The 12,786-nt window shown below is 61.8% G+C and carries 12 protein-coding genes; 8 read left to right on the top strand and 4 right to left on the bottom strand.

Features of this window, described 5'->3' with window-relative positions; translation table 11 throughout:
• Positions 1 to 71: 71 nt before the first annotated feature.
• Entirely contained in the window at positions 72 to 1,253 is a 1,182-nt protein-coding gene (locus U5A67_RS13565) for a porin (protein ID WP_415767826.1), read from the top strand.
• Between the two features lie 31 nt (positions 1,254 to 1,284).
• Here the strand turns inward: U5A67_RS13565 and U5A67_RS13560 are convergent, their stop codons facing one another.
• On the bottom strand, positions 1,285 to 2,184 hold the full coding sequence (locus U5A67_RS13560; RefSeq protein ID WP_321814744.1) for a LysR substrate-binding domain-containing protein: 900 nt from the start codon (positions 2,182 to 2,184) through the stop codon (positions 1,285 to 1,287).
• A gap of 210 nt (positions 2,185 to 2,394) precedes the next feature.
• Between U5A67_RS13560 and U5A67_RS13555 the strand changes: the two genes are divergently transcribed.
• The 3 genes from U5A67_RS13555 to U5A67_RS13545 are packed head-to-tail and all read left to right on the top strand — an operon-like array spanning position 2,395 to position 5,388.
• Complete coding sequence (locus U5A67_RS13555; RefSeq protein ID WP_321814745.1) at positions 2,395 to 3,588, top strand: branched-chain amino acid ABC transporter substrate-binding protein; 1,194 nt, start codon at positions 2,395 to 2,397, stop codon at positions 3,586 to 3,588.
• A 17-nt stretch (positions 3,589 to 3,605) separates the two neighbouring features.
• Positions 3,606 to 4,142: an L-2-amino-thiazoline-4-carboxylic acid hydrolase gene (locus tag U5A67_RS13550; RefSeq protein WP_321814746.1), complete on the top strand. Its 537-nt coding sequence runs from the start codon at positions 3,606 to 3,608 to the stop codon at positions 4,140 to 4,142.
• Complete coding sequence (locus U5A67_RS13545) at positions 4,135 to 5,388, top strand: Zn-dependent hydrolase (protein ID WP_321814747.1); 1,254 nt, start codon at positions 4,135 to 4,137, stop codon at positions 5,386 to 5,388. Before U5A67_RS13550 ends, U5A67_RS13545 begins: the two co-directional genes overlap by 8 nt.
• Before the next feature lie 20 nt (positions 5,389 to 5,408).
• Here U5A67_RS13545 and U5A67_RS13540 read toward each other — a convergent pair whose 3' ends face one another.
• Both U5A67_RS13540 and U5A67_RS13535 read right to left on the bottom strand, forming a co-directional pair.
• Positions 5,409 to 6,374 carry a PDR/VanB family oxidoreductase gene (locus U5A67_RS13540; RefSeq protein ID WP_321814748.1) on the bottom strand — a complete coding sequence of 322 codons (966 nt, stop codon included), beginning with the start codon at positions 6,372 to 6,374 and terminating at the stop codon, positions 5,409 to 5,411.
• Positions 6,374 to 7,423, bottom strand: coding sequence for an aromatic ring-hydroxylating dioxygenase subunit alpha (locus U5A67_RS13535; RefSeq protein ID WP_321814749.1), 1,050 nt, complete (start codon positions 7,421 to 7,423; stop codon positions 6,374 to 6,376). Before U5A67_RS13535 ends, U5A67_RS13540 begins: the two co-directional genes overlap by 1 nt.
• 157 nt (positions 7,424 to 7,580) lie before the next feature.
• Between U5A67_RS13535 and U5A67_RS13530 the strand changes: the two genes are divergently transcribed.
• Positions 7,581 to 8,093, top strand: coding sequence for a MarR family winged helix-turn-helix transcriptional regulator (locus tag U5A67_RS13530; protein ID WP_321814750.1), 513 nt, complete (start codon positions 7,581 to 7,583; stop codon positions 8,091 to 8,093).
• Here the strand turns inward: U5A67_RS13530 and U5A67_RS13525 are convergent.
• Entirely contained in the window at positions 8,065 to 9,084 is a 1,020-nt protein-coding gene (locus U5A67_RS13525; protein WP_321814751.1) for an aromatic ring-hydroxylating dioxygenase subunit alpha, read from the bottom strand. The two genes, U5A67_RS13530 and U5A67_RS13525, sit on opposite strands and share 29 nt — an antisense overlap.
• A 223-nt stretch (positions 9,085 to 9,307) precedes the next feature.
• On the opposite strand from U5A67_RS13525, the gene U5A67_RS13520 reads away from it, so the two are divergent.
• From U5A67_RS13520 to U5A67_RS13510, 3 genes are all read left to right on the top strand, one after another.
• On the top strand, positions 9,308 to 9,826 hold the full coding sequence (locus tag U5A67_RS13520; protein ID WP_321814752.1) for a MarR family transcriptional regulator: 519 nt from the start codon (positions 9,308 to 9,310) through the stop codon (positions 9,824 to 9,826).
• 421 nt (positions 9,827 to 10,247) lie between these two features.
• Positions 10,248 to 11,543, top strand: coding sequence for an MFS transporter (locus U5A67_RS13515; protein ID WP_321814753.1), 1,296 nt, complete (start codon positions 10,248 to 10,250; stop codon positions 11,541 to 11,543).
• Between the two features lie 30 nt (positions 11,544 to 11,573).
• Entirely contained in the window at positions 11,574 to 12,761 is a 1,188-nt protein-coding gene (locus U5A67_RS13510; RefSeq protein WP_321814754.1) for a porin, read from the top strand.
• Positions 12,762 to 12,786: the final 25 nt, after the last annotated feature.

The raw sequence follows: 12,786 nt of genomic DNA, 5'->3' as shown, positions 1-12,786 counted from the left end.
AACAACAATACGGGCGAGCGATGCCGCGAGTGAGTTTGCGCGCGCGGCCTTTACCCCCGCAAGACCAGAACATGATGAACAGGAAAGTCCTTTCCGCCTGCGCCGCCTGGATCGGCGGCCTCAGCGCCGGTGCTGCGCACGCACAGAGCAGCATCACGCTGTACGGTTTGATCGATGCTTCGATATCCTATGTAAACAATCAGCGTACGAATGGCGCTGGTTCGCCAGGTAGCGGCAATGTGTCGATGAACAGCGGCAATCTCAGCGCGTCGCGTTGGGGGTTGCGTGGTAGCGAGGATCTGGGCGGCGGTACATCGGCGATTTTCATGCTGGAAAGCGGCTTTTCTTCCGTCAACGGCAAAACCAGCAACGGCGGCAATCTATTCGGGCGTCAGGCCTACGTGGGCTTGCGCAAGAACGGTTACGGCACGTTTACGATGGGCCGCCAGTACGATTTCATTCTGACCTTCGTCACGCCGTTGGGCGCGGCCGGTTCGGGCTGGGGCGGCAATCTGGCGATGCATCCCTATGATAACGACGATTCGATCCAGAATATCCGCATCAATAACGCCGTGCGCTATACGAGCGAAACGTATCGCGGCTTCACGACGGGCGCGATGTACGGCTTTTCGAATACGCCAGGCAGCTTCGGCAATAACGCCGCGTATAGCGCGGGGCTGTCTTACGCGAATGGTCCGTTCAAGGCCGGTGCTGCATTCCTCAAGATCAATCGCGACGGCCACGTGGCCAATCCCGATGGCGCCGTGAGCACGACCGACGGTTCCGCGACCGTCACGGGCGGCGATCAGTTGATCGTGGCCGTGGGCGCGCGCTATGCGTTCGGCCCGCATTCGGTGGGCGTGAGCTGGACGCATTCGGCCACAGACGACGTGACGGGCATTTATCAGGGCGGCAAGATTGCTTCGCTCAAAGGCAATACGCTGATCTTCGATAACTACTCGATCGATGGCCGTTACGCGGTGACGCCTTCGCTTTATGTATCGGCGGCTTATACGTATACCCAGGCACGCTTCGATGCAGGCGCCGCTTCCGCGCGCCCCAAATGGAATCAGGTGGTGGCGCAGATCGATAAATCGGTGACGCCGCGTACCGATCTCTATCTGGAAGGCGTGTACCAGAGCGTCAGCGGCGGGCGCAATATTGCGGCATTCGATGCGTCGGTTTATACGCTCACGCCTTCGTCGAACAGCAATCAGGTTGTGGTGGCGATGGGGATGCGTCACCGCTTCTGATTGATTCGCTCGCGCGCATGCTCATGCGAAATCAGCTGCTTTTAGCCGATTCCAGCAGCCATTGCGCGAGCCGCTGCGCGCCGTCCGGCATTTCCGCGTCGGCGCGCCAGCACAGATAATAGTGACGCCCATCGTCGAGTTCCTGATCGAACAACTTCTGCAACGCGCCTGAAGCCAGTTCGCGCGAAATCAATGGCGCACGCAGCAGCGCGGCGCCCAGATCGGCCAACGCGGCGCTCAAGGTCAATTGACCGTCTTCGAAAAGCGGGCCCTCGGTGCGTGTGACGTGCTTTGCGCCCGCGCTTTGCAGCCAGTTCATCCACGCACTGCGATCTTCGTCGTGTACGAGCGGCACGCCCGCGAGATCGGCGGGCTTGCGCAGCGGCCCGTAGCGGCGCAGAAAACGCGGCGTGCACACTGGCACCACCGCGCCGGAGAGCAGCGGCGTACTCGTATAGCCGATCCAGTCGCCGGTGCCGAAGCGAATCGACAGATCGGCGGCATCGCTGCGGTAATTGCGGTGATTCGCGTAGAGCACGGTGACATCGACGTCTTCATTGGCGCCGAGAAAGTCATGCAGGCGCGGAATGAACCAGCCCATGCCGAAGAGCGGAATCAGGCTGATCGTGATCTGTCGGCGCGCGGAGCGCTCGCGCACGAAGCCTGTCGCGCTGCGCAGCACCGAGAAAGCCGCGCTGATCGAGCGGTAGTAATCGCGGCCTTCGTCGGTGAGCACGAGCGCGCGGCCGCTGCGAACCGTGAGCGGTGTCTGCACGAATGACTCCAGCAATTGCAGCTGATGGCTCACAGCCGAAGGCGTGATGTCGAGCTCGCGCGCCGCCGCCGCCACCGATCCATGCCGCGCGAAGGCCTCGAAGGCACGCACTGCGCGCAGGGGCGGATCATCGGGGATATGCTGAATTTTATTCATGTGTCGAATTATATCGAACAGCCTGGCTTCCGGTGGTGATTGAATTTATATCGATAAATCATGGCGTTATGGCGCATATTGTCGTGCGGGAATAATGATCGAACTAAAGATCATTTAGGCTGTTACGCATCAAACCGTAATCTTTTTCATCATTCGAGGGCGGCGCAGCAAGTGCCTCTCCGTTCCCACATTGCACGCATACTCACGAACATGAAAAAGAAAGCTCTGCTGTTGACCGCCGTCGCGCTGGCCGCAACACTCGTTGCGGGTGCGGCGCAAGCCCAGGACGAACAGGTCGTGCTGATCGGTCTCGCCGCACCGCTGACCGGCGGCTCCGCCCGTATCGGCAAGGATCTGGAAAACGGCGCGCAACTCGCCATCGACGACGCCAACGCGAAGCATCCCACCATCGGCGGCAAGCCCGTGACCTACAAGCTCGCGAGCGCCGACGATCAATCGGACCCGCGTACGGCCGTGACCGTCGCGCAGCAACTCGTCGATCGCCATGTGATTGGCGTGGTGGGCCACTGGAATACGGGTTGCAGCGTGCCGGCCGCGCGCGTCTATCACGATGCGGGCATCGCGCAGATCGCACCGGCTTCGACGGGGCATCAATACACGCTGCAAGGCTTCGACACGTCGTTCCGCATCATGGGTCACGACGACGATAGCGGCGCCTACACCGGCGCTTATGCGGTGAAAACGCTCAATGCGAAGCGTATTGTCGTGATCGACGATCAGACGGCGTTTGGCGCAGGGCTTGCGAATCAGTTCATCAAGGGCGTGCAGGCCAATGGCGGCGCGGTGATCGATCATCAATATGTGACCGACAAGACCATCGATTTCAGCGGCGTGCTCACGGAAATCAAGGGCAAGCGCCCCGATCTGATCTTTCTGGGCGGTATCGACGTAGAAGCCGCGCCGCTCGTGCGCCGTATGCGTCAGTTGCATATTCAGGCGCCGTTGCTGGGCGCGGGCGGTTTCGTGAGCCAGACTTTCCTCAAGCTTGCCGGTCCCGCGGGCGAAGGCGTGACGGCGCTCGAACCGGGCCGTCCGCTCGATCGCATGCCTGGCGGTCCGGCATTCGACGCGCAGTATCGCGCGCGCTGGCATGCGCCGATCGAACTGCACGCGCCGTTCGCCTACGACGCGGCCGCTACGATTATTGCGGCCACGCAGCAGGCTAATTCGACCGATCCGAAGAAGATCGTCGCGACGCTGCACACGATTCGCCGTGACGGCGTGACGGGCACCATTGCGTTCGATGCGCAGGGCAACCTCAAAGATCCGGCGTACACGATCTATCAGGTGCGCGACGGCAAGTGGGCCGTGGTGGACGTGCTCGGCGGCGGGGAAAAATCCCAAACCCAGGCCCAGGCCAAACCCAAAGCGGCCGCGCACTGAGTGACGAGGAGACGATCATGACGCAACAACACGAAACGCACGCGGAACAAACCGAAGGCGTGAATGGTGTGACGCTCGGCATTCTGGAGCGCCGCCGTATCGAGGCGGAAATCATCAAGCCGATCTACGAGATTCTCAAGCGCGACTTCGGCGCAGAATGTGCCGCTGCCGTGATTGCCGAAGCCGTGCGCGGCGCGGCCGTCGATGCGGGCCGTGAATTCGCCGCGCGCGAGCCGAATGGCACGAGCATCGCTTCGTTCGTCGCGCTGCAGGTGCTCTGGGAAAAGGACGATGCGCTCGACGTCGAAACGCTGCGCGCCGACGCCGATGCCTATGATTACAACGTGCATCGTTGCAGCTATGCGGAGATGTATCACGCGATGGGGCTGGGCGAGATCGGCCATCTGCTGAGTTGCGCGCGCGATAGCGAATTCATCGCGGGTTACGATCCGCGCGTCGAACTCACGCGCACGAGCACGATCATGCAGGGCGGCAAGCGCTGCGATTTCCGCTATCGGATGCGCGAAACGAATGCGGGGAATGGCGATGTCTGAGCAGTTTGAAACGGCGCAGGCTGCGCTGCGCGTGAATGGCGCGCGCCTGTGGGAATCGCTGGAGCGCATGGCGCAGATTGGCGCGACGGAAAAAGGCGGCGTGTGCCGCCTCGCGCTCACCGAACTCGATCGCGAAGGCCGCGATCTGTTCGTGCAATGGGCGCGCGAAGCGGGTTGCGCGATTCGTGTGGATCGCATGGGCAATGTTTTTGCGCGCCGTGCGGGCCGCAATCCGCACGCCGCGCCCGTGCTGACCGGCTCGCATGCCGATACGCAGCCCACGGGCGGTCGCTACGACGGCATTTACGGCGTGCTGGGCGGCCTCGAAGTCGTGCGCACGCTCAACGACGCAGGCGTGGAAACGGAGCATCCGCTCGAAGTCGTGATCTGGACCAATGAGGAAGGCTCGCGCTTTGCTCCGGCGATGATCGCTTCAGGCGTTTATGCGGGCGTTTATCCGCTCGAATACGGGCTCTCGCGCACGGATGCTTCGGGTACGACGATCGGCGAGGCGCTTGCGCATATCGGCTATGCGGGCGAGGAGCCGGTGGGCGGCACGCCGGTTCACGCGGCCTATGAACTGCATATCGAACAAGGCGCGATTCTGGAACGCAGCGGCAAGACCATTGGCGTCGTGACTGCGGGACAGGGGCAGCGTTGGTACGAGGTCGAACTCGTCGGCGTGGACGCTCATGCGGGCACGACGCCGATGGATCTGCGCCGCGATGCACTGGTGGGTGCGGCGCGCATGATCGGGTTCGTCGAGGCGCTGGGCCGCAGCTATGCACCGCACGGCCGCGCGACCGTCGGCATGATCGAGGCGAAGCCGAATTCGCGCAATACCGTGCCGGGGCGCTGCTTCTTTACGGTGGAGTTTCGTCATCCGGAGTCCGAAGTATTGGCGGAAATGGACGCGAAACTGCGTGCCGAACTGGCACGCGTCGCGCAAGAGGCGCAGCTCGGTCACACGATCGAGCAGATCTTCAACTACGCGCCCGTGCCGTTTGCACCCGAGTGCATCGAAGCGGTGCGCCGCGCCGCCAACGATCTCGGTTTGCCGAATGCCGAGATCGTTTCCGGCGCGGGCCACGACGCGTGTTATCTCGCACGCGTCGCCCCCACGGGCATGATCTTTATTCCGTGCGTCGATGGTTTGAGCCATAACGAAGCGGAAGCGATCACTCCCGAGTGGGCCGAAGCCGGCGCCAACGTGTTGCTGCACGCGATGCTGGCGAGCGCTGCCTGAACGTTTGAACGCCTGAGCGTTTAAAGATCGAGTACGAGCAACGGCGTGTGCGAGCGCGAGCAGCAAGGCAGGAATTGATCGCCAGCGGCTTTTTCTTCGTCGGTGAGATAAGCGTCGCGATGATCGGGGCGGCCCTCGATCACGCGCGTGATACAGGTGCCGCACACGCCTTGCTCGCATGACGTCAACACATCCACGCCATTGGCGGCGAGCGCTTCGATTACCGTGCATCCCGTGGGCACGTCGATCGTTGCGCCGCTGCTGGCGATACGCACCTGAAACGCGGCATCGGCGGACGACTGTTCGACGATGCCGCCAAAAAACTCGTAGTGCAGGCGTGTTTCGTCCCACTGCTGCCGCCGCGCCTCGGCGAGCACGGCATCCATGAAGCCGCGCGGGCCGCAGACATAGAGGTGGCTTTCCGCTGGCGCATTCGCCAGCGTGGCCGCGATATCGAAGCGCGGCGCGTGCGTTTCATCGTCGAAATAGAGCGCTGTGCGATTGCCAAATGGCGACGCCGTTACCGGCTCGACAAAAGCCGCGCGCTCACGCGAACGCGCGCAATAGTGCAGATCGAATTTTTCGCCCGCGCGAATCAGATGCTCCGCCATGCAGAGGATCGGCGTAATGCCGATACCGCCCGCAATCAGCAGATGATGGGGCGCGGCGTGCGCGAGCGCGAAATGATTGCGCGGCGCGCTGATCCTGATCGTGTCGCCCTGATTGACCTTGTCGTGAATCGCGCGCGAACCGCCGCGGCCATTCGCGTCGCGCAGCACGGCAATACGATAGTGATGCGTGCTGCCAGGATCGTTGCACAGCGAATACTGGCGAATCAGGCCATCGGGCAAATGCACGTCAATATGCGCGCCCGCGCTGAAGGGCGGCAGGGCGTTGCCATCGGCGTGAGTGAACTCGAATCCGTAGATATCCTGAGCTTCTTGCCACTTGCGCGAAACCGTAACATCGAGCGTGGTGCCTGCCATCATGCCTCCGTAACAGCAGACGTGCTGCGTTCTGCTGCGAGCATCCGGTCGATGACCTTGCGCGAGAGTACGCCGCCGGCATCGATATTCAGTTTAAGCAGTGTGCGCTGCGGCCATGCTTCGAGATTGCGTTGCTGGCGCTCCAGCATTTCCAGATCCTCGGAGAAAATCTTGCCCTGGCCTTCGCGAATCTGATCGGTCAGCGCGGCGTCGCCGGGCTGGAAATTGCGCGCCATGCCCCAGAAATACCAGATCGACGATTCGGTTTCGGGCGTAATGAAATCGACCACGATGGACGAGGCCTTGTATTCCGCCGGTGCGTGATAGCCGCCATGCCCCGCGTGTGCCACGCCCACTTCGATCATCACGTGGCTGGGCGGCGAGAAGCGGCAGATCTGCCAGCGGTCGACCGGTACGTCGTCGGCGAGACCGTTGCCGCGCAGCGCCATGCGCCAGAACGGCGGCGGCATGACGTTTTCCATAAAGCGGCTCGTGACGACTTCGTTGCCCTCGCTGGTGGTTTTTGGCGGCGCTTCGTCAATTTCCTTCTGGCCGATGCTGCTCGCGTGCACGTAGGTCTCGTGCGTGAGGTCCATCAGATTGTCGATCATCAGGCGGTAATCGCAGCGGATGTGATACAGGCCGCCGCCATAGGCCCAGTTGGGATCTTCGGCCCAGGGCAGCGGATGCAGCGCTGCGGGATCGGCGGCGGCCGCGTCGCCCGGCCACACCCAGATGAAGCCATAACGCTCGATGACGGGGAAGCTGCGCACGGCCGGAAAGCCGTTCACGCGTTGTCCCGGCATGCCGGTGGCCTTGCCCTGGCAGCCCATTTCCAGGCCGTGATAGCCGCACACGAGCGTGCCGTCGCGCACGAAGCCCAGCGAAAGCGGTGCGCCGCGATGCGGGCAAAAGTCCTCCAGCGCCGCCACCTTGCCGCCTGCCGCGCGGTAAAAGACGATGGACTCGCCGCAGATGGTGCGGCCGAGCGGCTTCTGCGCAATCTCGTCGGGCGTACACGCCACATACCAGGCATTCTTGAGAAACACCGTGCGTCTCCTTGGGGATAGGTTTGTCGTCGCGTACGGAAGCACGATCGATCATTCCGTACACTGAATGACATTCAGTGTACTTACTGATATCGCTACGGACAAGCGCTGCGGTATGCTGGTTTTCCCGTAACGCATTCCCGGCACGCACGATTTCATGGCAACGATTGAAGCCCAGCACGACGTTATTGATGCGCGCTCGCGCACGCTCGATCTGTATGACGACGCGGGGCATTTGATTCGCCGCGCCCATCAGATTGCGGTGGCGCTGTTTCTGGAAAAGATGGGCCGGGACGTGACGCCCGTGCAGTACGCGGTGCTGCGCATGCTGCACGAAACGCCGGGTATCGATCAGGTGACGCTTGCGCAGCGCGTGGCGCTCGACACCTCGACGACAGCCGAACTGGCCGCGCGGCTCGAAGCGAAAGGCTGGATCTCGCGTGAAATGATGGCGCGGCGTCAGCGGCGGCTGACGCTCACGCCAGCGGGCGAGGCGCTGCTATTGCGGCTCGTGCCGGATGTGGAAGCGCTGCACGACGGCCTGTTCGAAAGCATGGACGATGGCGAAGCGGGGGAATTGATCCGCCTGTTGCGCAAATTCGTCGATCTCAACAATGAGCAGAGCCGCGCGCCGCTGCGGATCAGCCCGGCGACGTCAGACCGGCAATGATGCGCCGCGCGCGATTGGCGCCCACATCGACGTGAATATCGATCTGCGGACCCGCGCCAAAGCGTTGCTGGTTGCGATATTGCGCTTCGATCACCACTTTGTCCTCTTCGAAAGTCAGCGCTGTCTGTTCGAACACCTTGTCCATATTGCTGCCGCCGTCGGGGCGGCGGTTGGTCGACATCGTCCAGAAATAGTGCGTCGTGTTGGCTGTTTCCGGCGTGACGCCATGCAGCCCGCGCATATGAAAACCGCCGCGCGACGGATCGTCCAGTGTTTCGCTGCCCGCATCCACGGCGCCGGTCCAGATGCGCAGATGGCTCACGTCGAATTCGATTTCCTGCCAGCGGTCGATCCTGTCCGCGAACGGCCATGCGGCCGCATAGGTGGCAGGCGGCTTCGAGTGACGCATATGGCGCACGACGCGCACCGTATTGCCCGCACTCTCGACTTTCATTTCGGCCTGCATATGCGTCGATGGGTCGCCGCCTATCGTGCGCAGATGCACGTAACCCAGGTGACTCAGGTCGAGCAGATTGTCGTGAATGAGTTGATAGGGCGCGTCGTAATGATAGACATCGCCGCGAAACTCATAGCGGGGATCTGCGTGCCACGGATAGTCGGGCGGATCTTGCAGCGGCGCAGGATGATCGGCATCGCCGAACCAGAGCCAGAGAATCTGGTCTTTTTCGCTCAAGGTATAGGCCGGCACGCGGCATTTGCCGGGGATCTTGTCCTGGCCGGGAATGTCGAGGCACGCGCCGTCCGGGCCGAATAGCAAGCCGTGATAGCCGCAGCGCAAGCCGCGCTCTTCGATCGTGCCGAACGACAAGGGCAGCGCGCGATGACAGCAGCGGTCTTCCAGTGCGGCGGCGCGTCCATCTGGAGTGCGAAATAATACGAGCGGCTTGTCGAGCAACGTGCGGGCGAGTGGTTTGTCCTGATCGAGTTCCCAGCTAAAGCCTGCGATGTACCACTGGTTGAGTGCGAACATGGTGTCTCCTGTTCCGGCCGATTGCAATATCGACGATATTCAGCATGCTTAACATCTAACGTTCAGTGTACATAAGAAATGGCTGGGGCGTTTTCAGTACCTTCCCTGGGGCGGTAACGCGAAATAGATACGTGCGCGGGACCTGAGCGGGCCAGGCGATGCGCTAAAATCGCCGCATCGAGAAACGGGCGCGATGCAGCACCGTTTGACCAGAGGACATCCCATGAGCAGTACGGCACCGCGGCCAGCCACTCGGGCGCGCAAGAAGAAAAAAGACGAGCTGTCCACCGATCTTTACGAACAACCGGGCCATTTGATTCGTCGCGCGCATCAGATCGCCGTGTCGATGTTTCATACCGTGCTGGGCCCGGATATCACGCCGGTGCAGTACGCCGCGCTGCGTATTCTTCAGGACCATGCGGATATCGATCAGGTGACGCTCGCGCGTTACTGTGCGCTCGACAATTCGACCACCGCCACGCTCGCCGTCCGGCTCGAAGAGAAGGGCTTGATCGAGCGCTTTACGCCGCCCGAGGACAAGCGCGTGCGCCTGCTGCGTCTGAGCGGCGCGGGCGAGGCGCTACTGGACAGCCTCGTGCCTTCGGTGCATGAACTGCGCCGGCGCATGATGCAGACGCTTTCGGCGGAAGAGCAGGAAACCTTTCTCGCGCTGCTCTCGAAGTTCGTGCACATCAACAACGAAAAAAGCCGCGCGCCGCTGCGCCGCGGCGATCCAGATTGAGGGGCACAGGGCTGCACTTTTCTGCCAGCCTGTCAGCGGCGCCCGTGTGGCGCCGTTTTTACATTCAACATCTGCAACTAACAGCCAAATCCTGCCGATTCCAACGCACGCCGTTTCACGTCGCATCCTGTGGATCGCATGCCACGTCGGCAGCCGTAGCGGCGTTACATTGCTTAAAGATGTCTGACGTCGTACTTAAATCTGCGCCTGTCCGCGTTTTCGTTTCTGTTCGTTTATAGGCCTTTTGCCTATTGACCATGTTCGAAATCGAACATAGGATCGGCCTGTCGTCGGGATCGCGGGCAATGCCTCGTGCATCGATGACGAAAGATAGTCGTGTTTCGCCGCCCCAACAAACGGCATAGTCATACGACAACGTAACAGATCGAAAGCAGATCAAAACAAGACGGAGACAAGCGGTATGGAGGCAGTCTCGCAAGGCATCAAAGGATTGCGCTGGTGGATCATCGCGCTGGTTTGCATCGGCACGATCATGAATTACCTCACGCGCAATTCGCTCGGCGTGCTCGCGCCCGAGCTGAAGGGCGAGCTCAATATGTCCACGCAGCAGTATTCGTACGTGGTGGGCGCGTTCCAGGTGGGCTACACGATCATGCAGCCGGTGTGCGGCATCATCGTCGACCTGATCGGGCTGCGGCTTGGCTTTGCTCTGTTCGCGGCGCTCTGGTCCGCGACGGGCGTGCTGCACGGCTTCGCTACCGGCTGGACTTCGCTCGGCATGATGCGCGGTTTGCTCGGCGTGTTCGAGGCGGCCGCGATTCCCTCCGGCATGAAAGCCGTCGCCGAGTGGTTTCCCGACAAGCAAAAGTCCGTCGCCGTGGGCTATTTCAACGCGGGCACGTCGCTGGGCGCCTTGCTCGCGCCGCCGCTCGTGGTGTTTCTTTCGCTGCGCTATGGCTGGCAGTCCGCGTTCGTGGCGACGGGCGCACTCGGCTTCGTCTGGGCCGCCGTCTGGTATGTGCTTTATCGCTCGCCAGCCGAACATCCGCGTATTTCCGCGCAGGAACGCGAATTGATCGAGAGCGGTCAGGCGCGTGTCGCGCCGGTGGGACGGCGTCCGGTGCTCGATATTCTCGGCTCGCGGCGTTTCTGGGCCATCGCGCTGCCGCGCTTTTTCGCGGAACCGGCGTGGCAGACCTTCAGTTTCTGGATTCCGCTTTATCTCGCCACCGAGCGGCACATGGATCTCAAGCAGATCGCCATGTTCGCGTGGCTGCCGTTCCTGGCGGCCGATATGGGCGGCATTCTCGGCGGCTATCTTTCGCCGTTCCTCATGCGCTATTTCCGCGTGCCTTTGCTGTGGTCGCGGGTCGCGGGCGTCGTGCTGGGCGCCTTCATGATGATCGGCCCGGCGTGTATTGGCCTTGTCGCGTCGCCGTATATGGCGATCGCCTTGTTTTGCCTCGGCGGCTTCGCGCATCAGATGCTGTCCACGCTCGTCAACACCTTGTCCGCCGATGTCTTCGATCCCGATGAAGTCGCCACGGCCAGCGGTTTCGGCGGCATGGCGGCGTGGATCGGCGGACTGGGATTTTCGCTGATGGTGGGTGCGCTCGCCGATAAGGTGGGATTCGGGCCGCTATTTGGCTGTCTTGGCGCGTTCGATCTGATTGGCGCGGCCTTACTGATTCTGCTGATACGCGGACAGACGCGCGAAGCACGCGCCGCCATGCCCGCCTCGCGCGCCGCTGCGTGATTTGATCGGACTCCAAACGATAAAAGAAAAATGCACACATCACACTTCTCGTACCGCAGCAAAACGATCAGGACCTTGCTGGCCGCTGGCCTGTCCGTCGGCGTGCAGGCGGCTCACGCGCAATCGAGCGTCACGCTTTACGGTGTGCTCGACGATTCAATCGCCTACGTCAACAACCAGAAAGGCCACTCGAATGTGTATCTGCGGCAGGGCAATCTGTATGCGTCGAAATTCGGCTTCAAGGGCACGGAAGATCTGGGCGGCGGCACGAGCGCAATCTTCGATCTGCAGGCGGGTTTCGATCCGAACAACGGCACGGCGTCATCCTCGGGTCTGATTTTCAATCGCCAGGCGTATGTGGGTCTGCAAAACAGGACCTGGGGCACGCTCACGATGGGCCGGCAGTACACGCCGTATTTCCTGCTGGTCGGGCCGCTTGCTTCGAGCACGTATCTGACCGGCGCCACGGGCGCGCACCCCGGCGATATCGACAGTCTGGATACGACGGTGCGCATCAACAATTCGGTCACGTGGACATCGCCGAACTGGCAGGGTTTTAGCGCGAGCGCGCTTTATGGCTTGAGCGGCGTGCCCGGCAATGTCGGCGCGGGGCAAAGCTGGAGCGGCGCGGTGCGCTATTCGATTGGCGGCGTGAATCTCGCCGCGGGTTTCCTGCGCATGAACAATACTGGCCGCACGGCGGGATTCGATTCCAGCGCGACCGGCTCGTTTGCGACTTCGGCGCTGAATGCGGGTTATCTTTCGGCACGCGCGGTGCAGAATGCCGCGATTGCCGGGGCATGGACGACCGGTGGCCTCACGCTGGGCCTGACTTATACGAACGTCGAATATCTCTCCGGCAGCTATTCGGCATTCCGCGACACGGCCGTTTTCAATACCTACGCTGCGCATGCGGTGTATCGCATTACGCCTGCATTCGATATAGCGGGCGGCTACGCGTGGACGCTGGCGTCGAAAGCCAATGGCGTCACCAGTGCGGCACGCTATCAGCAGGTTTCGCTCAAGCAGGCGTATCACTTATCGAAACGCACGACGCTTTACGCGTTGCAGGCATGGCAGCACGCGAGCGGGCAGACGCTCGGCGCGAATGGCGCGATCGTCGACGCCGTGCCGGACGTGGGCGACTCGCAGAATTCGACGCCATCTTCCACGCGTTCGCAATTTGTCGGCATGCTCGGCATCGCGACGGTGTTCTAAAGACAACGTATCAAGCAATCGTTTA

The organism is Paraburkholderia sp. J69-1, from assembly GCF_905220255.1.
Classification (GTDB): domain Bacteria; phylum Pseudomonadota; class Gammaproteobacteria; order Burkholderiales; family Burkholderiaceae; genus Paraburkholderia.
The sequence above is the reverse complement of the archived record's forward strand: the minus strand, read 5'-3'. Positions and strand labels throughout refer to the sequence as shown.